Raw genomic sequence first — 20,200 nt, 5'->3', positions numbered from 1 at the left:
GATCCTCACAGTGAACCTCATCGACTGACCGGGATGGCCCGCGGCGAACCGCTGTGGACCGTCTGGAACAGGTAGGGCAGTTCCTCGCTCCAGACTTTCTCGTGCAGGTCGTAGCGAGCGCAGACGGGAACGGTGCCGTGCTCGTCACGATGGCGCCTGATGACCTGGGCAAAGACATGGAACAGCTCGGCCGACATCGGGACGACGCGCTCGCGATCACTCTTGGACGGACTGACGACAAGCAGGGCTACCACTTCCCTGTTGGGGCGCTGATATTGGCGCAGGCTCAGATGACTGAGCTCGGTCAGCTCCTCGGCCCGCAGGCCCGCCAGCCGCAACGTCTCGATGACGGCCCACTCCCAGAAGGCCAGATTCTCCTCGCGAGAGAGCTTGACCACCTCGCCGGTAGCGCGATTGAGCGCATGGATCGGCGGCCGGTTGTGGCGCTGGTCTCGGGTCGACAGGCGCTGCCAGGTGACACCGCCGACGATGAACTCCTCGCCAAGTCCCACTCGCCGCGCCTCTTCCAGCAGCTTGCGCAACCGATGCCATTTGTCGGTGACGTGCTGGGACAGGATCGGCAGCAGCGGTTGACGATCCCGGGTCCGGTGCGCCACCCGCTCCTGCAGTCGGCGTCGGCGGTGGTGCGACCAGCGCAGGTCGGCATCACGGATCGGGCAGGGGGCCACCCAGCGGGCCCAGCGCTCCGGCTCGGCGACGGCCCAGGTGTGCAGGTCTAGGTAGAGCGCCCGGACCGCCAGCAGCGGGCTGTCGATGTCGAGGCGTGCTTGGCCGTTCGGGAGGCTAGCGATTCGTTCCTTCCAGAGCGTGAAGACCTCCTCCGACAGACGCAGGTCGGCCTGGTCGGGGTTGATGTCCTCGATCGTCTTCCAAAACAGTCGCCCCAGCAGGTTGGCCACGCCTCGCAGGCTGGCGTAGTCGAGTTCGGCTGCGCGTCGGCGAAGATAGTCGACCAGCAGATCGCGAACGTCCTGGTTGCGCAGCGCGTAGCGGTCGACGATCTCCTCCACCGGCAGCTGCCCGCGGGTCACAGCAGCGCGCAATGTCTTCGGGGTGGAAGCCGGGAACTGTCCGATCTCATGCAGGATAGGCCAGGCCAGCACGCCAGCGAAGCTTCCGGAGCGTCCATCGGCCAGGCCGTGGGTGCGCGACTCGGTGGCGTAGTGCAGGAACGCCTCGGGGGTCAGCCCATCCAGATCGATCCCGAAGATGGTCAGGGCGCAGCACAGGTCGAACTTGGCCCGGGAACGGCGGCCGGACGAGACGGGCAGTTGATCAGCCCTTCGGCAGAACTCCTCCAGCAGGGGATCTTGAGCGACGCGGCGGAACCATGGCGCGTAGGCGAAGAACCGGTTGACGCGAAATCCCAACAGGGACGGCCGGATCAGCCGCATAGCGAAGGCATGACCTGCCGCGAGGTTCAAGGCGTTGCGTCGAACACGGTCATCACCGGCCATCGGCCACGGACCTGCCCTCATCATGTCCAGAGGCCTCCCAACGCTCCTGCCAGGTCTGGCCAGGATGAGTCGCGAGCTGGTCGAGGAAATCGTGCATGCCGTTCCGGGACATCCGGCGATGCTGGCTCGTCCTGGCGAAGTGACCGGCCGAGATCTGCGCGATCTCCTCGGCCGAAGCATGGGCCAGGTCTCCGAGGGACCGCGGTGGCCGCATCGGAGGTGGAGGAGGTGCGGCGATCACCGCAGTGGGCTCGAAGTTGCCCATCTGTGCCGCGTCGTGGCGCCGCACCCGGTTAGTCGTCGGCCCCTTGATCCGGTAGCTGTCACCGATCGCGCTACCCGGCACCGAACACCGCCTCGATGTCGTCTGCGGCATAGTTCTGCGTCCAGGCCTGCGGCTGGATCGGCCGGGCGTAGTGCTCGGCAAGCTTGTCGATCAGATCGTCCAGACCGACCTCTGTGTAGAGCGCGGTGGTGCTGAGATGCGCATGCCGCAGAATCGTCTGAACTTCGACCAGTGTCATTTCCGGATCGCGCGCTAGCCGGGTAGCCGCGGTGTGCCACAGGTCGTGCAGGGTCCAGTTCGCACCCAGCGCCTGGCTGGCGCGCTGGAGAATCCGGCGGGCTGCCCAGTAGGTCAGTGGCCGGGGCTCTCCGCGCCTGGTGCGCCAGACGGGGACACCGGCACCGGGCAGGCCTGCCTCGTCCAGGTAGGCGGCCAGGTATGCCAGGGCCTCGGGCGAGAGCGGAACGGGTTGGCGGGCCCGCGTGCCCTTGGAGATCAGCCAGGCCTGGCCTTTGCGCCAGTCAATATCGGTGACGCCCACGCCCAGCAACTCCGAGGCCCGGGCGCCCGAGGAGACGTAGCAGGCCAGAAGGGCACGATCGCGAGGGCAGCGCATCTGCGCGAACAGCTTCTTCCACTGGGCGTCCGGGATCGCGCGTGGCTGCCGGACCGGAATCTTCGGCCGCAGCCGGCCGCGTCGATGCGGAAGGGGCGCCTCGATCGGAGAACGGTGGGCCAGAGCCTGGCGCCGAGCCTTGCTCTCGGGTACCGGGTTGACCAGCGGGCCCCGGCCGAAGAGCAGGTGGAAGGCGTAGAAGCCATGCACCACCGACAAGTTGTGGGCGATGGTTCGTGGCGCGTACCCCGAGCCCAAGGTCGGCTTCCCCGTCGTGGGGTGAACCACGCCCGGCGGCATTGTGCCATCGCGGCGGCGTCGCTGAGGATTCCGCGCCGTACGCAACCACCCCACCAAGGTCGCGGTCTCCGCCTCGGTGGCCTGTTCCCAGCCGACGTCCACGGCCCACAGCATCCGGAACCAGCGCAACAGGTCGTGACCGTAGCTACGGCAGGTCAGCGGGCTTACGTCCCCGATGAGGAGATCCCTCAGATACCGGCTGACAGGCTCGATCTCGCGTTCTGCTGCATCGACCACGATGTACGGCTGAGGCACTGTCGCCCTTCTCCACCGCACCGATCCTCGGCAGATCTCTCTTGCCGTCCATCAGAGCGCGGTGCGCACCAGAGAACTCACCATTCCCAACCATGAGGAGAGATGGTCTACGCCCGTCGCCCAGGAGCGCCAGCGGATCCGTCAGATGGTGCAGTCAACGGATCCGCTGGTTCATCTCGTTGCGTGACAAGGCTTCGAGCGGCCCGCTCATCGCGCCGGTGACCACGACGGACATACCCGTCAGCGGCAACGCGACCGCCGTCGTCACACTGCCGGAATCGCCGCCGGGAGCACCGGGAGCACCGGGAGCACCGGCGGTTCCGACGGCTCCAGCGGATCCGGGGGCGCCGAAGGCTCCGGGTGATCCGGGGGTGCCGACGGCTCCAGGAGATCCGGGGCGGCTACGCCCGGCTCCGTCATGTTCATCCCCGCCTTGACCAGCTTGTCGATGAGCGGCCCGACCTCGACCAGCTCGGCGACCACGACAGGTGCCTTCCCGGCGCCGATGCCTCACACCGCCTGGATCGCCGGCTGATTGGCTGACACGACGGGCCGCCCTCCAGTGCGGCATCTCTCCGACGGCCATACCCGAGAGGGATACTCCGGCTCGGGGTCGCGTCCCGGAGGCCGAAAATTGTCGGTGCCGGGCGCGATGATGGGATCATGACCGACGCACCTCCCAGCACTCTCTTTGCTGATCAGAGCGCCTATGCCGAAGCCGTTCAGCTCGCCCTGGACGCCGCCGCCGCCTATTACGGAGACGGCACCTCCACGCTGGACGACGACGCCTACGACCGGTTGGTCCGGGGCATCCAGGCGTATGAGGCCGAGCATCCCGACGAGGTGCTGCCGTCCTCGCCGACGGGCAAGGTGGCCGGTGGCGCGGTGGTCGGCGACGTGCCGCACACGGTGCCGATGCTGAGCCTGGACAACGTCTTCGGCGCCGGGCAGCTGGTCGAATGGGCCGCGTCGCTGGAGCGCAGGCTGGGCCGGCCGGTGACCGCGTGGAGCGTGGAGCCGAAGCTCGACGGGCTGGCGATCGCCGCACGCTATCGCGGCGGGCGGCTGATGCAGCTGGTCACCCGGGGCGACGGCACCAAGGGTGAGGACGTGAGCCACGCGATCGGCACCATCGTGGGACTGCCCGCCAGGCTGGCCGAGCCGGTCACGGTGGAGTTGCGCGGCGAGGTGATGATGACCACGTCGCAGTTCGAGGACGCGTGCGCCAAGCGGCAGGCGCACGACGGCACCACGTTCGCCAACCCGCGCAGCGCCGCCGCCGGCACGCTGCGCGCCCAGGACCGGCCCTACGTGTGCGAGCTGACGTTCTTCGGCTACGGCGCGCTGCCACACCCCGACGACATCTCCGAACCGGCCGCGCGACTGCGCGAGCTGCCGCACAGCGAGGTCATGACGTGGGTCGCCGGCCAGGGCGTGCAGACCCCCGCCGTCACCGACGTCGGCGGGATCGTCGCCACCACCCTGGAGCAGATCCAGGAGCGGGTCGAGCAGATCGCCGCAAAACGCGCCGAGCTGGCCTTCGGCATCGACGGCATCGTGATCAAGTGTGATCTCGCCGCCGACCAGGCCCAGGCCGGTTTCAGCTCGCGCGCGCCCCGCTGGGCGATCGCCTACAAACTACCCGCCACCGAAAAGATCACCAAACTGCTCGGTGTGGAGTGGAACGTCGGCCGCAGCGGCATCATCGCCCCGCGCGCCGTGCTGGAGCCGGTCGATCTAGAAGGCAGCAAGATCACTTACGCAACCTTGCACAATGTTGCCGACATCACCCGCCGGGGCCTGATGCTCGGCGATTCCGTGGTCGTCTACAAGGCCGGCGACGTCATTCCCCGGGTCGAGGCCCCGGTCGTGCACCTGCGCACCGGCGACGAGCGGCCGATCCCGATCCCGCAGGTCTGCCCGCTGTGCGGCGACGCGATCGACGCCTCACAGGAGCGGTGGCGGTGCGTACGCGGGCGCGCCTGCCGGGTGATCGCCTCCATCGGCTACGCCGCCGGCCGCGACCAGCTCGACATCGAGGGCCTGGCCGAGAACCGCATCCAGCAGATGCTGGACGCCGGGCTGATCGCCGACTTCGCCGACCTGTTCTTCCTGACCCGCGAGCAGGTGCTGGGCCTGGAGCGGATGGGCGAGACCAGCACCGACAACCTGCTGGCCGCCATCGAGCGGGCCAAGACGCAACCGCTCAGCAGGGTGTTCTGCGCGCTGGGCGTGCGCGGCACCGGCCGTTCCATGAGCCGCCGCATCGCCAAGCACTTCGGCAGCATGGACGCCATCCGCGCGGCCGATGCCAAGGCGATCGAGGCGGTGGAGGGCATCGGCCCGAAGAAGGCCCCAGGGGTGGTGGCGGAGCTGGTCGAGCTCACCGACCTCATCGAGAAACTGGTCAAGGCCGGGGTCACCATGACCGAGCCGGGCTGGACACCACCCACCGCTCCTGACGCCGATGCCAAAGCCGACACCGACACGAGCGGCGCGTCCGAGCTGCCACTGGCCGGGATGTCCGTCGTGGTCACCGGCGCGATGAGCGGAGCGCTGGAGGCGCTCACCCGCAACCAGATGAACGAGCTGATCGAACGCGCCGGAGGCAAATCCTCCTCCAGCGTCTCGGCGAAGACGTCGCTGCTGGTGGCCGGGGACAAGGCCGGCTCCAAACGGGCCAAGGCCGAGAGCCTAGGCGTGCGGATCGTCGGCCCGGAGGAGTTCGCCGGCCTCGTCGGCCCGTTCATCTGATCAGGACCGGAGTCATCTCATCTGATCGACGAGCTCGAATCAGCCACGTAGCAATCACCTCGTAGAGACCTATACGAGGCGATTGAACCGATCACCGCATCGGCCTGGACGCGGCGACGGTTCGATAGCCATCACCGGCCCGCCCATCACCCGCCAGATCCACCTCTGACAGGAACCATCGGCATGCACCTCTCCCCCCTCGCGCAGCGCCTGCACAATTTGATCACTGGGACCGCGAATGACCCCACATACTGGCCCGAGGCCTCCCAGCTGAGCGCCGGGCTGGGCGCGGCGGTCCGGACCGTCGACGGCAGCTTGATATCGGCACCGTACGTGGTAGACGAGCAGCGGCTGGCCGTGGCGGCCCGCGAGCTGGTCGGATACCTGCTGGACGAACACCGACGGTACGAACACCAACCGTACGAACCCTTCTCCGTGATGGCGGCGGCGGGGCTGGCGGGCATGGACGCCGAAGTGAGCGCCCAGTTCGCGGAGAAGCGCGGGCCGATCGCGGTCGCCGAGATGGAGGTGGTGTTCGGCTGGGACGTGGAGCTGCGGGCGCTGCTCGCCGAGGCGATGGCCAAGGCGATGCGAGAACGGCCAGACCACGCTGCCCCGCTGCCCGCCGTCATCGAATGGCTCGGCGGCCGGCCCGGCTACCTGGACTTCGCCCGGACGGTTCTGGAGGCGGCCGAGGCCCGCGTCACGGCGATCCACGCTGGCGAGATTCCCTACAGAGCGGAGAAGGCGTTCGACGACGGAGAGAAGAGGACCATCGGCCGGGCCGTACGGCTGGCGCTCCTCCGGGACGAGCCCTGGCTGCCCGAGCTGCTGGACAGGCTGCTGCGCGGGATCGCGGTGGCTCCGACCCAGGCCAAGACCCTGCCGTCGCAGGGGCTGCTGTTCGAGATCGCCCGCGCGGTGGAAGAGCACCCGACGCCCGAGGCGATCTCCGCGCTGCGGGCCGCCCGCCAGGCCACCCGGCATGCCGGGGTGCCCAAGCAACTTGACCGCATGTTCAAGCGCATCGAGGCCGCCCTGGCGAACCGGCTGGAGGTGGCGTTCCGGATACCCGACGGGCGGCTGCGGCAGGCCGTCGGCGAGCACACGGCGGTGATCTCAACCGACGGCAAGGTCGAGCTGTCGTGGTGGCACGGGGACAAGAAGCTGAAGGCGGTCCCGGCGGCGGTCAAACGGGAGCACCCCGATGAGGTCAAGCGGCTGCGCGAGCTGGCCAAGCAGACCGCGCAGCAGCAGGCCACCCTGATCAGGGCGCTGGAGGCCGGATGCACCGGCGAGATGGCTCCGCCGTACCGGCAGTTGGAGGGTCACTCGGTCACCGATCGGCTGATCTGGGAGTTCGAGGTCTCGCCCGGTGTGTGGCGCGCCGAGCTGGGGTTGACCGTGCCGGAGGTGCCGGTGCGGCTGTGGCATCCGGCCCGCGCGTCCCTGGAGGAGGTGCGCGCCTGGCGGGAGGTGGTGCAGGGCAAGGAGCTGCGCCAGCCGTACAAGCAGGCCTTCCGCGAGGTCTACCTGCTCACCCCCGCCGAGGAGGAGACACGCGACCACTCGCGCCGCTTCTCCAACCACCTGCTCCGGTACGGCCAGGCCAAGACACTGCTCACCGACCGCGGCTGGACTGGCATGACGCTGGGCCACTGGGACTGGGCCGGAGGGTCCGGTGAGTGCACGGCCACCAAAAAGCTGCCCGGCGGCCTGACCGTCACCTGGGACTTCCACCTGGACGAGGGGTCCGCCGAGCGGGACAACGTCGGCCCCGTCTCCATCTGCGTCAGCGGCGACATCCGTTTCCTCGCCGGCATCTCGCGGGTCCCGCTGGCCGAGGTTCCTCCGCTCATCCTGTCGGAGGCGCTGCGAGACGCCGACCTGGCCGTCGGTGTCACCTCCACCGGCCTGGACCCCAACGGCCACGGGGACTACTGGCAGTCCTACGGCTTCGGCGACCTGGCCGAGAGCGCCCAGGTCCGGCGCGACGCCCTGTCCCGATTGATCGGGCGTACGACCATCGCGGACCGATGCACCATGACGGACCGCTTCCTGCTGGTTCGAGGCGATCTACGCACCTACAAGATCCATCTGGGGTCGGCGAACATCCTGATGGAACCCAACGACGCCTACCTGTGCATCGTCTCCGGACGCGACCCCCATGCCGGGCTGTTCCTTCCGTTCGAGGAGGACGGCCGGTTGGCGCTCATCCTCAGCAAGGCTTTCCTGCTGGCGAACGACACCGCCATCACCGACCCCTCCATCACCCGTCAGATCCGGGCTTGACGCACGCGGGAAGGGAACCTCCGCAATCGCGTGCGATTTATCCCGAGGTCGCCGGGCGGACCACGTCATGGTCCTTCCAATACCGGTTCGGTCCGGGAGCCGGCCTCCCAGTACCTTCAGCTCTCGATGCCTGACACCCTCCGGCAGACACGACGGTGGATCACACGGATCCACCGTGTGTCCAGCCGCGTAGCCACTTCATGCCCGGCCCCGGGCGTCGCGTCAAGCGACGGTGACCGATGACGTGCCGCTCGACCTGCCGGGCAACGCTGGTTTCGGTAGTTCAGAGAAGGTCGCGTAGGTGACGGTGCTGCCGTCGAGCTCGACCGGCTCCAGGACGGCGCGCGGGGCGATGATGCCGGTGCGGCCCGTGTTCCACTCGACACGGAGCAGTTTGGTGATCTTCTCGGTGGCCGGCAGCTTGTAGGCGATCGCCCAGCGCGGCGCGGGCGGCGGCGATCTGCTCGACGCGCTCCTGGACCTGCTCGATCGTCTCGGCCACGATCCCGGCGACGGGCGTGGCCGCCGTGGTCTGCACGCCCTGCGTGGCCACCCACTCCATGATCTCGCCGTGCGGCAGCTCGCGCAGGCGGGTCGCCAGCGCGGAGTCGTCGTCGGGCGGCAGGGGGAGCGCGCCGTACCCGAAGAACGTCAGCTCGCAGAAGTAGGGCCGGTCCTGGGCGCGTAGCGTGCCTGCGGCCGCGCTGCGCGGATTGGCGAAGGTGGTGCCGTCGTGGGTATGGCGCTTGGCGCAGGCGGCCTCGAACGGGCGACGGAGGGTTGCCGGAACGGGCAGGTGGAAGGGGATCGCCGGAGGTCAGAGCACGGCGTCGAGCAGGAGCGCGCCCGCCCCCAGTAGGGCCGCGTCCTTGCCCGCCCGCGCGGGAGCGATCTCCAGGTCGCGCGTGGCCAGCGGCAGGCAGCGTTCGTACACCGCCGCCCTGATCGCCGCGATCAGCGGCTCGGCCGCCGACAGGCTGCCGCCGACGGCGATCACGTCCGGGTTGAAGAAGTTCACGAGCACCGTGAGGACCTCGCCGATCAGCCGTCCCGCGCTTCGCGTCAGGCTGGTCGCCTCCGGCACCGCGTCACTCACCAGGCCGACGATGTCGGCCGGCCGGTCCACCGCGATCCCCGCCTCGGCCAGCGCCGACATGAGCGCCGCGCCGCTGGCGTACGCCTCCAGGCAGTCGGGGTGGCCGCACGAGCACATGACGGAGGAGTCGGTGCGCACCCTGACGTGGCTGATGTCGCCCGCCGCACCCCTGCCCCTGTGCAGGTGTCCGTTGACGATCACACCGCAGCCGATGCCGGTGCCGGTCTTGAGCACCATGAGGTTGTCGGCGCCGGGCCACGAGCGGGCCTCGCCGACGGCCAGGAGGTTCGCGTCGTTCTCCACGAGCACGGGCAGGTCGTAGCGGGCGCCCAGGTGGTCGGCGACGGGAAAGTTGTTCCATCCCGGCATGCGGGATGGGCCGACCACGCGCCCCGACGCCGGGTCCACAGGACCGGGGATGCCGGTGCCGACGCCGCGCAGCGGCATGCCCGGCGGGGCGTGCGTGCGCAGCAGGTCGTCGAAGGCGTCGGCCATCCAGTCGAGCACCGCTTCGGGCCCGGCCCCGATGTCACAGGCCCTTTCCTGTACGGCGAGCGGCGCCCCGCTCAGGTCGAGCAGGCCGAGCCGTACGTGATGGGAGCCGAGGTCGGCGACCGCCAGTAGGCCCGCGCTGGGCGCCAGCCGCAGCCTGCGCGGCCTGCGCCCGCCACGCGAGGTGCCCGAGCCCTCCTCGACCAGCAGGCGGGCCTCGAGCAGCTCCTCCACCCGCAGTGACACGCTGGAGGCGGCCAGGCCGGAAAGCCGCGCCAGATCGGCGCGTGACTCGGCCTGGCCGGTGGCGACGAGCCGCAGCAGTCCCCCCTGCGCCCCCGTCACGGGCAGCCGCTCTTTGCCAGACATGAGCAGATGAATACCACGCTTTACCTTCGTACGACAATGTGTTGACTTATCGCGAAATCATCCATTACGTTCCGCCTTGTCTTCGATATCGAAGGAAGTGTCATGGCATCCCTGCCAAAGCGATGCCGTGACCGTGGGAGGGCTGGATGATCCGGGTACGAGGGCTGAACAAGTGGTTCGGCCGCCACCATGCGCTGCGCGACATCGATCTCGACGTCGCGCGCGGCGAGGTCGTCGTGGTGATCGGCCCGTCGGGGTCGGGCAAGTCCACGCTGTGCCGCTGCCTCAACCGGCTGGAGACAGCCCAGCAGGGCGAGATCGTCATCGACGGGGTGCCCGCCCCGCTGGAGGGCCGCGAGCTGGCCAGGCTGCGCGCCGACGTCGGCATGGTCTTCCAGTCCTTCAACCTGTTCCAGCACAAGACCGTGCTGGAGAACATCACGCTCGCCCCGATGAAGGTGCGCGGCGCCGGCCGTGCCGACGCCGAGAAGAGCGCCCGCGAGCTGCTCGACAGGGTCGGCATCGGCGAGCAGGCGGGCAAGCTGCCCGGACAGCTGTCCGGCGGCCAGCAGCAGCGCGCGGCCATCGCCCGTGCACTGGCCATGCGGCCCAAGGTGATGCTGTTCGACGAGCCGACCTCCGCCCTCGACCCCGAGATGGTGGGCGAGGTGCTGGACGTCATGACCGGCCTCGCCCGCGATGGCATGACCATGGTCGTCGTCACCCACGAGATGGGCTTCGCGCGCAGGGCCGCCGACCGCGTGGTGTTCATGGCCGATGGCCAGATCGTCGAGCAGGGCGCCCCCGCGACCTTCTTCGACGACCCGCAGACGGACCGGGCCAGGGACTTCCTGGCCAAGGTACTCACTCACTAAGAACGCAAGGGATGGTGCCCATGAAGAAGATGGTCGCTGTCGTCGCCGTGTCGCTGCTCGGCCTCGCCGCCTGTTCCAGCTCGGAGTCCGCAGGCAGCCCCGCCGTACCAGGAGAGGCCAAGCCCGCCGCGAACGAGCTGCTGGCCAAGGCCCCCGTCGCAGACGCGGCCGCGATCCTGCCCGGCTCGACGATGGAGAAGATCAAGAAGCGCGGCGAGCTCATCGTCGGCGGCTCGCTCGACGCCCCGCTGCTGTCGCAGCAGAACCCGGTCAGCGGCGAGGTCGAGGGCTTCGACGCCGACATGGGCAAGGCGCTGGCCAAGTACATCATCGGCGAGCCGAAGGTGAAGATCGTCAACTCGGCGTCGGAGACGCGCGAGGCACTGCTGGCCAACGGGACCGTCGACGTCGTCTTCCAGACGTACACGATCACGCCGGAGCGGGCCGAGCAGGTCGCCTTCGCCGGGCCGTACTACACCTCGGGCCTCACGATCGCCGTCAAGAAGGGCACCACGGGCATCGCCAAGCCCGAGGACCTCAACGGCAAGAAGGTCATCGCGGGCGCCAACACCCCGGCCATCCCCGCGATCAAGAAGCTGGCCCCGCAGGCCGAGATCGTCACCTTCGGCAGCGATCCCGAATGCATGCAGGCGCTCAAGCAGGACCGCGGCGTCGCCTACGTCCAGGACGAGACGCTGCTGATCGCCAACGCCCAGAAGGACCCGTCCATCCAGGTGATCGGCAACCCCTTCACCCAGGACCCCTACGGCATCGGCCTCAAGCACGGCGACGACCAGTTCAAGACGTTCGTCAACGACTGGCTGAAGAAGACGCAGAGCACCGGCGTCTGGCAACAGGCGTGGAAGAACTCCATCGGCACGGTCGTCAAGGGCGAGGCGCCCGCCCCGCCGCAGATCGGCTCGGTGCCGGGCTCCTGATGTCCGTCCTGCTGGACCACCTGCCCGAGCTCTGGCAGGGACTGGTCGTGACGCTCCAGCTCGCCGTCGCGTCGTTCGCCGGCGCGGCGGTGCTCGGGGTGCTGATCACCGCCATGCGGGTCAGCCCGGTGGGCGTGCTGCGCGCCATGGGCACCGCCTACGTGGAGGCGTTCCAGAACCTTCCCCTGCTGGTCCTGCTCACCCTGGCCTACTTCGGCCTGCCCGAGATCGGGATCAAGGGGAGCGAGCTGGTGACCGCGATGGTGGTGATCTCGCTCTACACCGCGGCCTACATCGCCGAGGCGCTGCGCTCGGGCGTCAACGCGGTCGGCAAGGGCCAGGGCGAGGCGGCCAGGGCGCTCGGGCTGACGTTCCGGCAGTCGCTGTGGCACGTCATCCTCCCCCAGGCGTTGCGCACGGTCGTGCAGCCGCTCGGCAACATCACCATCGCGCTCCTCATGAACACCACGCTGGCGGGCGCGATCAGCGTGGTCGACCTGACGGAGGAGGCCAAGCGGGTGAACCTCGTGGAGGCCCAGCCCATCCCGATCTTCGTGGGCGTGGGCCTGGTGTACGCGCTCATCGCCGCCGGTGTCGGCTTCGTGACGGGACGGCTCGAGCGACGGCTGGTGATGGTCCGATGAGCGTGCTGTTCGACGAGCCAGGCCCGCGCGCCAGGCGCAGGATCCGCATCGCCACCGTCCTGGGCGTCCTGGCCGCCGTCGCGCTCGTCGCGCTGGCCGTCCGCCAGTTCGCCGCCAACGGGCAGCTCGACTACGCGCGCTGGCAGCCGTACGCCACCTGGCCCATGTGGCGCTACCTGCTCGGCGGGCTGGGCTCGACCGCGCTTGCCGCCGTCGTGTCGGCGGCGCTGGCCATGGCCCTCGGGCTGCTGCTGGCCCTCGGCCGGCTGTCCGAGCGGCGCTGGGTGCGGGTCCCCTCCGCCGCCTACATCGAGGTGGTGCGGGTCATCCCGGCGCTGCTGCTGGTGTACGTGGTGCTGTTCGCGCTGCCCAGGTACGGTCTCGACCTGCCGCTGTTCTGGAAGCTCGCGGCGCCGCTGACCGTGTCGAACTCGGCCGCCTTCGCCGAGATCTTCCGCGCGGGCATCCTGTCGGTCGAACGCGGGCAGAGCGAGGCGGGCCTGGCCGTCGGCCTCACCCGCCTGCAGACCATGCGGATGATCGTGCTGCCGCAGGCCGCGCGCCGGGTGCTGCCCTCGATCGTCAGCCAGTCCGTCGGCCTGCTCAAGGACACCTCGCTCGGCTTCATCGTCAGCTACGGCGAGCTGCTGTTCTCCAGCAAGGTCCTGACCGCCTACAACGGCCTGGTCATCCAGTCCTATCTGGTCGCGGCGCTCATCTACCTGGTGGTCAACGCCTCCCTGTCCAAGCTCGCCAGGGTGCTGGAGCAAAGGAGTAAGGCCCGTGCCTGAGTTCGCCACGCTCGCGAAGGTCGTCCGCTCGGGCTTCGTGGAGAGCGTCCACTACGGCAGCGCGGTCGGCCTGGCCCCCGACGGCCGCGCCGAGGTGGCGCTCGGCCCCGTGGAAGCCCCCGTCCTGCCCCGCTCGTCGGCCAAGCCGTTCCAGGCGCTGGCCTGCCTGGCCGCGGGCGCGGCCCTGAGCGGCCCGCGCCTGGCCATCGCCGCGGGCAGCCACACGGGCGAGGACTTCCACGTACGGCTGGTCGCCGACCTCCTCGGCGAGTACGGCCTCGGCCCCGGCCACCTCCGATGCCCCCAGGACTGGCCGGAGGACGAGAGCACCCGCCACCGGCTCATCCGCGAAGGGCACGGCAGATCGCCCGAGCGGATGAACTGCTCGGGCAAGCACGCCGCGATGCTCGCCGCCGCCGTCGCGGGCGGCTGGGACACCGCCTCCTACCTCGACCCGGACCACCCGCTCCAGCTCCAGGTGAGGGCATGGGTGGAGGAGCTGTCGAAGGAACGGGCCGCCGCCGTGGCCGTCGACGGGTGCGGCGCGCCGCTGTTCGGGCTGTCGCTGACGGGGCTGGCCAGGGCCGTACAGGCGCTCGTGCTGGCCGCGCCGGGCAGCGCCCCGCGGCGGGTCGCAGACGCGATGCGCGAGCACCCCGAGTACGTCGGTGGCACCGGGCACCAGAACACCGAGCTGATGCGTGCGATCCCGGGAGCGGTCGTGAAGGGCGGCGCCGAGGGCGTGCTCGTCGCGGCCACGGAGTCAGGTCACACGGCGGCGGTCAAGGTCATCGACGGCAGTCCCAGGGCGACGACGGCGATCGCGCTGTCGGTGCTGGGCCGGATGGGCTGCGACGTCTCGGGGGCCGACGCCTTCGCCAGGATCCCGGTCGTGGGCGGCGGAGTGCCCGTCGGCGAGATCCACGCGGTGTAGATCCCCCGGGTCAGGAGGCGACTATGCGGCGGCCGGTGATCTGGGTGGGCACGATCCGCACATAGAGCGTCCGGTCGCCGCCCGCCCATGGTCGCACGTCGGGCCCCGTGACGTCGTGGTGGGCGGGGCCCTGCACGAGCACGCTCCAGCCCTCCCGCATCGCGTCGTCGATCCGGTCCACCTCGAAGCCGACCTTCCGTTCGACGCCCTCGAGACCGGTCCGCAGGTCCTCGTCCATCGGCCCGCCGTACGCGGTGCGGAAGACGATCGCCCCCTCGTCCAGCCGGTAGGTGACGGGCAGCACCGTCGGCCCGCGCAGGCCGTCGAAGGCCACCCGGCCCACCCCGCCGGGCGCGATCAGCCTGAGGCACTCCTCGCGCGACAGCTCCTCCAGTCGCGGGGCGGCCGCCGCGGGAGCGCGGCCCTGCGGCCGGTCGACGTCGTCGCCGAGCAGGTCCCTGGCCGTGGTGTCGAGGACATCGGCCAGCCGCAGTAGCGTCTCCATGCCGGGCGTGGCCACCCTCTCCTCCAGCAGCCGCAGGTAGCCGGGGGCGAGCTTGGCCCGCTCGGCGACCTCGTCGGTGGTCAGGCCGAGACGTTCGCGGTGGTGACGGATCCTGCGTCCGAGGTCGCTGGTCATCGGGGCTCCTCCTCCTCGTCGTCGTACGTCTCGACGCTATGAACCCCTCGCGCGGGCCCGCCATGGCCGTCGGACCTCCGTCGCCGGGACCTCCGTACGCCGCGGATGAGGACCAAAGTCCCACGCACAGGGGCCGCACGGCACTGCCGCCGGCGCCGGGGATGCGGTGTCCTGGACGGGTGGTTACCCAGAGCATCGCCCTCAGCTCCAGACTCCTCGACTACGTGTGGGCGCTGGCCCGCATCGGCATCGGCTCGCTGTTGCTGTGGGTCTATGTCGACCGGGGCTTCGGCATGGGCCTCGGCACGCCCGCCGACCAGGTGTGGATCTACGGCGGCAGCCCGACCGGCGCCTTCCTCGAGAACGGCGACCTCGCGCTCCAGTCAGGACAGCCGTGGGTGGACGGCCTGTTCATGCTGGCACTTCTCGGCTTCGGCCTCGGGCTCGTGCTCGGCGTCGCCACCAGGGCGGCGGCCGTGGGGGCGTGGATCACGCTCGCGCTGGTGTGCGCGGCCAAGCTGCCCCAGGTCGGCCATCCGCTGGTGGTCGGGTGCCTCGCCGGCGCGATCGCGCTGCTCGTCCTCGCCCTGGCCCACGCGGGCGACACCCTCGGCCTCGGCAAGCTGGTCCGCAGTCCGTACCTGAAATAGACCAAGAAACGGCCACCCGCCAGTGGTGGGCGTTTTGCCGTACCAGTGGAACACTTCCAGATGTGTCCAATCCGCTGATGCCGAACATGCGGCTCGACGAACTGCTGGCGGAGCTCCAGGTACGGCTGAACGCCGTGCTGGCCACCCGTGACAGGGTGCACGCGTTGCTGGACGCGGTGGTGGCGGTGGGCAGCGACCTGGACCTGGAGACCATGCTGCGCCGGATCGTGGAGACGGCCACCGATCTCGTGGATGCCAGCTACGGGGCGATGGGCGTGGTGGGGGAGGAGCGCACGCTCCTGCAGTTCATCCCCGTGGGGCTGAGCGAGGAGGAGATCGCCAGGATCGAGCACTGGCCGCACGGTCTGGGCCTGCTCGGGCTGCTGATCAAGGACGCGCGGCCGCTGCGGATGGGCCGGATCTCCGACCACCCAGAGTCGTACGGTTTCCCGCCCGGTCACCCGCCGATGGGCACCTTCCTCGGCGTTCCGATCAGGGTCCGTGACGAGGTGTTCGGCAACCTGTATCTGACCGAGAAGCGGGGCGGCGGCGAGTTCGACGAGGAGGACGAGGCGATCGTCATCGCGCTGGCCACGGCGGCGGGCGTCGCGGTGGAGAACGCCAGGCTGTACGAGGAGACGCGGCGCAGGGAGACGCGGCTGCGGGCCTCCACGGAGATCACGACCAGTCTCCTGTCCGGGGCCGAGCCGCACGAGGTGCTGCGCATGCTGGCCACCAGCGCCCGCAGGATGACCGGCGCCGACGTGGCCACCGTCCTGCTGCCGGACGCCTCGGGCGCGGCGCTGCGGGTGGCGGTCGCCGAGGGCGAGGACGGCGACGACCTGCGCGGCATTCCCTTCCCGCTGGGGGACAGCGCCGTCGGCGATGTCTTCACCCGCGGCGAGTCACGGGTGGAGACGGGCGTGCCGGACGCCGGCCGTCCCGACGAGCCGGCACTGCTGGTGCCGCTGGGCGCCGCGCCCTCGGTGCGCGGTGTGCTGGCGCTGTTCAAGCGCCCGGGCAGGCTGCCGTTCACCGGCGCGGATGTGGAGATGCTCGAGGACTTCTCCGGGCATGCCGCGGTCGCGCTCGAACTGGCCGAGGCGCGCAGGGACGCCGAGCGGCTCGGCCTGCTGGAGGACCGCGACCGCATCGCCAAGGACCTGCACGACGTGGTCATCCAGCGGCTCTTCGCCGTCGCCATGACGCTGATGGGCGCGGTACGGCTGATCCAGCGCCCGGAGGCGGCCGGGCGCGTCCAGCACGCCATCGACGAGCTGGACGAGACGATCAGGCAGATCCGCTCCACCATCTTCGCCCTCCAGGTGCCGCACGAGCCCGACTCGCCGAGCCTGCGGGCCCGCGTCGTCGACCTCGTCGAGAACGCCAGGGGCCATCTCGGGTTCATGCCGGGCCTGCGCATGGAGGGCAGGCTCGACCACGAGGTGCCGGACGCGGTCGCCGACCACCTGCTGGCGGTGCTGCGCGAGGCGATGTCGAACGTGGTCCGCCACGCCAAGGCGTCGAGAGCGGAGGTGTCCGTGGAGGTCGCCGACGGCGCGCTCACGCTCGTGGTGGAGGACGACGGCGTCGGCGTGGGCGCCGGCGGACGCCGCAGCGGCCTGCGTAACCTGGAGGACCGCGCCGCTCAGCTCGACGGCACGCTGGAGGTCGAGACGCCCGTCACGGGCGGGACCCGGCTGCGGTGGCGGGTGCCGGTGTGATCCTGCCGGCGGGCGGGGGAGCCGTCATCGCCCGCGGTCGGCCTTCATCCTGGCGGCCATGGCCGCGACCTGGGTGCGGCGCTGCATGTTGAGCTTGCTCAGCAGGTTGGAGACGTAGTTCTTGACGGTCTTCTCCGCCAGGTGGAGCCGCTCGCCGATCTGGCGGTTGGTCAGCCCCTCGCCGATCAGCTCCAGGATGTGGCGTTCCTGCTCCGACAGCGCCCGCAGCGGGTCCTTCCTGTCGACCTGCTCGCGCAGCCGCTGCAGCATCGCCGCCGTCGTCTGCGGGTCGAGCAGCGACTGCCCGCCGGCGACCGTGCGCACCGCGCCGACCAGGTCGGAGCCGTGGATCTGCTTGAGCACGTAACCGGCCGCGCCCGCCATGACCGCCTGGAACAGCGCGTCGTCGTCGGCGTAGGAGGTCAGCATCAGGCACTGCAGCTCGGGCAGCGCGGAACGGACCTCGCGGCAGACGTCGACGCCGTTGCCGTCGGGCAGCCGCACGTCCAGCACCGCCACGTCGGGCCGCAGCGCGGGGATGCGGGCGATGGCCGAGGCCGCGGTGCCCGCCTCGCCGATCACCTCGATGTCGTCCTCCGACTCCAGCAGGGCGGCGACGCCCCGCCGCACGACTTCGTGATCATCGAGGAGGAACACGCGAATCATGCTCCGACGCTAACGCTCCTTCGTCCGCGCTGGTAGGGACCAAAGTCCCGCGCTGGGTGACAGCACGCACTTGCGATGATGCCATTATGGCGTCATAGTGATGCACGCAGGCACCGCGACATATCTCGAATGCTGTCTCCCTCTGACGACAAGGAACCCGAACGTGTCAGCACACGCCGGACGAGACCCCCGCCGCTGGTGGGTGCTCGTCGTCCTCTGCCTGAGCCTGATGGTGCTGGTCATCGACACCACCGTGCTCAACGTCGCCATCCCCGCCCTGATGACGGACCTCGGCGCCACCCCGTCCGACATCCAGTGGATCATCAACGCCTACGTGCTCGTCTACGCCGGCCTGCTGCTCACCACCGGCAACCTGTCCGACCGGTACGGCAGGCGCCGCTTCCTCGTGATCGGCCTCGCGCTGTTCGGCGGCGCGTCGCTGCTGGCCACGATGGCGTCCGAACCATGGCAGCTGATCGCCGCCCGCGCCTTCATGGGCGTCGGTGGTGCCATGTTGATGCCATCGACGCTGTCCATCCTGATCACGACGTTCGACGAAGACGAACGGCGCAAGGCCATGGCCGCCTGGAGCGTCGTGGCGACGGTCGGCGTGATCGGCGGGCCGACGCTGGGCGGCTTCCTGATCGAGCGCTTCTCGTGGGCGTCGGTGTTCCTGCTCAACGTCCCCGTCGCGGTGATCGCGATCGTGGCCGCCTACGTGCTCATGCCCGAGCGGCGCGGCCCCGAGCGCAGGCTCGACCCGCTCGGCGTGCTGCTGTCGACCGTCGGGCTGACCGCGCTCGTCTACGTCGTGATCGAGGCGCCCCACCAGGGCGTGAACGTGCCCGTGGCGGTGCTCGCCGCCGTCACGCTCGCGGTCTTCGTGCTCTGGGAGCGCAGGACCCCGCACCCGATGCTGCCGCTGGAGCTGTTCAGGAGCCGCGACTTCACCGGTGCGTCGTTCTCGATCCTGCTGATGTCGTTCGGCATCGGCGCGGTCATGCTCATGCTCACCCAGTACCTGCAGTTCGTCCTCGGGCTCGGCCCCACCGAGGCGGGTCTGGGGCTGCTGCCGTACGCGATCGCGGCCACGGTCTTCAACTACGTCGGCGTGGTGCTGGGCCAGAAGGTCAGCAACAGGACGCTGATCGTGGCCGGCATGGTCGTGATGGCAGGATCCTTCGTGCTGCTGGCCACGACCGGCGGCTACTGGGGGATGTTCGCCTCCATGCTGGTCATGGGGATCGGCGGCGGCCTGGCGGGGCCCGCGGCCTACACGACGCTGATGGGCGCGGTGCCCGTCGAGCGGGCCGGAGCGGGCTCGGCCCTGAACGACACCGTCCAGCAGGTCGGGATGGCGCTCAGCATCGCGGTCCTCGGCAGCGTGCTCGCGGCGGTCTACACCTCGCGGATGCCGGGCTCGGCGCCCGCCGCCGCGCGCGAGTCGATCGGGCAGGCGGTGGTGGCGGGCGACCCCGGCATCGTCGCGGCCGCCCGCGACGCGTTCAGCTCCGCGATGTCGCTCGGCGCGTGGGTCGGCACGGTCTGCTGCCTGCTGGCGGGCGTCACCGCGATGGCGATGCTGCGCCGTACGGCTCCCGCGGCCGTCTCTCCCACGCCCGCCGAGGACGAGAGCACGATCTCCGCCTGATCACAGACAGGCTCCGGTACGGCTCCCGCGGGCCGTACCGGAGCCTTCCGCTGTCCGCGGCAGGTGGGCGGAAGGAGCCGCTTTGGGGCGCGGCGGGGCATCGTGCGATGATGGCGGCGCCATGTCAGCCACGATGCCGCTACGAGCGCTGCGAGCCGCCGCCTTCGCCGCGGTCTCCGTCCTGCTCGGCATCGCCGCCCACACCTTCGCCGGCGGGTCGGTTTCGACGCCGTCCGCGCTGCTCGCGCTGCTGCTGGCGTTCCTGCCCGCGCACGCGCTGGCCGGGCGGGAGCGCTCGCTCGGCGTGATCCTCGCGACGCTCGCCGCCTCGCAGGCGGTGCTGCACGTGCTGTTCTCCACCGCCCACGCGGTGGAGCCGGTGGCCGTCGCCCACGGGCACGGCCAGTCGGGGCTGGTGCCGGGGCTCGGCATGCTGGTCATGCACGGGTGGGCGGTCGGGCTGACGGCGTTGTGGCTGTCCCACGGGGAGCGGGCCATCTGGGCCCTGCTCAGGCGGCTGGCCGTGCGCCTGCTCTTCACGCTCCTGGCGTTCGTCGACCCGGCGGGCCGTACGGTCCTCGCCGCGCCGGCCGCGACGCCGGTCATCCCGCGCTGGATCCTGCTCGGCCACGACCTCGACAGGCGCGGCCCTCCTGGCGTCACCCGCACCGTTACCGCCTGACCTCACCCACGAGCGTCAGCGTTACTCGGCGTTCCCCTGTGCTGTGTTCCCCCGTGATGGGCAGCGC

General features: G+C 70.3%; 19 protein-coding genes. 12 read left to right on the top strand and 7 right to left on the bottom strand.

Annotation, left to right across the window (positions count from 1 at the left end; translation table 11 throughout):
• Window positions 1-17: 17 nt before the first annotated feature.
• From ACFXJ8_RS22350 to ACFXJ8_RS22340, 3 genes are all read right to left on the bottom strand, one after another.
• Window positions 18-1,478, bottom strand: coding sequence for a hypothetical protein (locus ACFXJ8_RS22350; protein WP_379645853.1), 1,461 nt, complete (start codon window positions 1,476-1,478; stop codon window positions 18-20).
• A 335-nt stretch (window positions 1,479-1,813) separates the two neighbouring features.
• Window positions 1,814-2,935: a tyrosine-type recombinase/integrase gene (locus tag ACFXJ8_RS22345; RefSeq protein WP_379645852.1), complete on the bottom strand. Its 1,122-nt coding sequence runs from the start codon at window positions 2,933-2,935 to the stop codon at window positions 1,814-1,816.
• A gap of 264 nt (window positions 2,936-3,199) precedes the next feature.
• Window positions 3,200-3,418, bottom strand: coding sequence for a hypothetical protein (locus ACFXJ8_RS22340; RefSeq protein ID WP_379645851.1), 219 nt, complete (start codon window positions 3,416-3,418; stop codon window positions 3,200-3,202).
• 180 nt (window positions 3,419-3,598) lie between these two features.
• On the opposite strand from ACFXJ8_RS22340, the gene ligA reads away from it, so the two are divergent.
• Together ligA and ACFXJ8_RS22330 are read left to right on the top strand one after the other, a co-directional pair.
• Window positions 3,599-5,689, top strand: a complete 2,091-nt coding sequence (gene ligA, locus ACFXJ8_RS22335) for an NAD-dependent DNA ligase LigA (RefSeq protein ID WP_379645850.1) — start codon at window positions 3,599-3,601, stop codon at window positions 5,687-5,689.
• A gap of 333 nt (window positions 5,690-6,022) precedes the next feature.
• Complete coding sequence (locus tag ACFXJ8_RS22330) at window positions 6,023-7,981, top strand: DUF4132 domain-containing protein (RefSeq protein ID WP_379645849.1); 1,959 nt, start codon at window positions 6,023-6,025, stop codon at window positions 7,979-7,981.
• A 222-nt stretch (window positions 7,982-8,203) separates the two neighbouring features.
• Here the strand turns inward: ACFXJ8_RS22330 and ACFXJ8_RS22325 are convergent, their stop codons facing one another.
• Window positions 8,204-8,335 (bottom strand): hypothetical protein, encoded by a 132-nt coding sequence (locus tag ACFXJ8_RS22325; RefSeq protein ID WP_379645945.1) that lies wholly within the window; start codon window positions 8,333-8,335, stop codon window positions 8,204-8,206.
• Between the two features lie 164 nt (window positions 8,336-8,499).
• On the opposite strand from ACFXJ8_RS22325, the gene ACFXJ8_RS22320 reads away from it, so the two are divergent.
• On the top strand, window positions 8,500-8,649 hold the full coding sequence (locus ACFXJ8_RS22320) for a hypothetical protein (RefSeq protein WP_379645848.1): 150 nt from the start codon (window positions 8,500-8,502) through the stop codon (window positions 8,647-8,649).
• Window positions 8,650-8,798: 149 nt separating this feature from the next.
• Here ACFXJ8_RS22320 and ACFXJ8_RS22315 read toward each other — a convergent pair whose 3' ends face one another.
• Window positions 8,799-9,938 carry an ROK family transcriptional regulator gene (locus tag ACFXJ8_RS22315; protein ID WP_379645847.1) on the bottom strand — a complete coding sequence of 380 codons (1,140 nt, stop codon included), beginning with the start codon at window positions 9,936-9,938 and terminating at the stop codon, window positions 8,799-8,801.
• Window positions 9,939-10,084: 146 nt separating this feature from the next.
• On the opposite strand from ACFXJ8_RS22315, the gene ACFXJ8_RS22310 reads away from it, so the two are divergent.
• From ACFXJ8_RS22310 to ACFXJ8_RS22290, 5 genes are read left to right on the top strand one after another with little or no spacing between them, the layout of a single operon-like run.
• Complete coding sequence (locus tag ACFXJ8_RS22310) at window positions 10,085-10,813, top strand: amino acid ABC transporter ATP-binding protein (RefSeq protein ID WP_379645846.1); 729 nt, start codon at window positions 10,085-10,087, stop codon at window positions 10,811-10,813.
• 20 nt (window positions 10,814-10,833) lie between these two features.
• A complete protein-coding gene (locus ACFXJ8_RS22305) occupies window positions 10,834-11,751 on the top strand; it encodes a glutamate ABC transporter substrate-binding protein (RefSeq protein WP_379645845.1) in 918 nt (305 codons plus the stop codon).
• Window positions 11,751-12,395 carry an amino acid ABC transporter permease gene (locus ACFXJ8_RS22300; protein ID WP_379645844.1) on the top strand — a complete coding sequence of 215 codons (645 nt, stop codon included), beginning with the start codon at window positions 11,751-11,753 and terminating at the stop codon, window positions 12,393-12,395. Before ACFXJ8_RS22305 ends, ACFXJ8_RS22300 begins: the two co-directional genes overlap by 1 nt.
• The gene (locus tag ACFXJ8_RS22295; protein ID WP_379645843.1) at window positions 12,392-13,186 is read left to right on the top strand and encodes an amino acid ABC transporter permease; all 795 of its coding nucleotides are present in this window, start codon (window positions 12,392-12,394) and stop codon (window positions 13,184-13,186) included. The genes ACFXJ8_RS22300 and ACFXJ8_RS22295 overlap by 4 nt, the downstream gene beginning before the upstream one ends.
• Entirely contained in the window at window positions 13,179-14,120 is a 942-nt protein-coding gene (locus ACFXJ8_RS22290; RefSeq protein ID WP_379645842.1) for an asparaginase, read from the top strand. The genes ACFXJ8_RS22295 and ACFXJ8_RS22290 overlap by 8 nt, the downstream gene beginning before the upstream one ends.
• Before the next feature lie 10 nt (window positions 14,121-14,130).
• On the opposite strand, the gene ACFXJ8_RS22285 is transcribed toward ACFXJ8_RS22290, so the two are convergent.
• A complete protein-coding gene (locus ACFXJ8_RS22285) occupies window positions 14,131-14,760 on the bottom strand; it encodes a helix-turn-helix domain-containing protein (protein ID WP_379645841.1) in 630 nt (209 codons plus the stop codon).
• A gap of 179 nt (window positions 14,761-14,939) precedes the next feature.
• Between ACFXJ8_RS22285 and ACFXJ8_RS22280 the strand changes: the two genes are divergently transcribed.
• Both ACFXJ8_RS22280 and ACFXJ8_RS22275 read left to right on the top strand, forming a co-directional pair.
• Window positions 14,940-15,410 (top strand): hypothetical protein, encoded by a 471-nt coding sequence (locus tag ACFXJ8_RS22280; RefSeq protein WP_379645840.1) that lies wholly within the window; start codon window positions 14,940-14,942, stop codon window positions 15,408-15,410.
• A gap of 77 nt (window positions 15,411-15,487) precedes the next feature.
• A complete protein-coding gene (locus tag ACFXJ8_RS22275) occupies window positions 15,488-17,134 on the top strand; it encodes a GAF domain-containing protein (protein WP_379645944.1) in 1,647 nt (548 codons plus the stop codon).
• A gap of 24 nt (window positions 17,135-17,158) precedes the next feature.
• On the opposite strand, the gene ACFXJ8_RS22270 is transcribed toward ACFXJ8_RS22275, so the two are convergent.
• Window positions 17,159-17,800 (bottom strand): response regulator, encoded by a 642-nt coding sequence (locus tag ACFXJ8_RS22270; RefSeq protein ID WP_379645839.1) that lies wholly within the window; start codon window positions 17,798-17,800, stop codon window positions 17,159-17,161.
• A 163-nt stretch (window positions 17,801-17,963) separates the two neighbouring features.
• Here ACFXJ8_RS22270 and ACFXJ8_RS22265 point away from each other — a divergent pair, with 163 nt between their 5' ends.
• Together ACFXJ8_RS22265 and ACFXJ8_RS22260 are read left to right on the top strand one after the other, a co-directional pair.
• Window positions 17,964-19,451 (top strand): MFS transporter, encoded by a 1,488-nt coding sequence (locus tag ACFXJ8_RS22265; RefSeq protein ID WP_379645838.1) that lies wholly within the window; start codon window positions 17,964-17,966, stop codon window positions 19,449-19,451.
• A gap of 121 nt (window positions 19,452-19,572) precedes the next feature.
• Window positions 19,573-20,133, top strand: coding sequence for an MFS transporter (locus tag ACFXJ8_RS22260; protein ID WP_379645837.1), 561 nt, complete (start codon window positions 19,573-19,575; stop codon window positions 20,131-20,133).
• Window positions 20,134-20,200 lie beyond the last annotated feature (67 nt).

Origin of the sequence: Nonomuraea sp. NPDC059194, from assembly GCF_042754765.1 — a bacterium.
Taxonomy (GTDB): domain Bacteria; phylum Actinomycetota; class Actinomycetes; order Streptosporangiales; family Streptosporangiaceae; genus Nonomuraea.
Note: the sequence above shows the minus strand (reverse complement) of the source record. Positions and strands in the feature narration are given on the sequence as shown.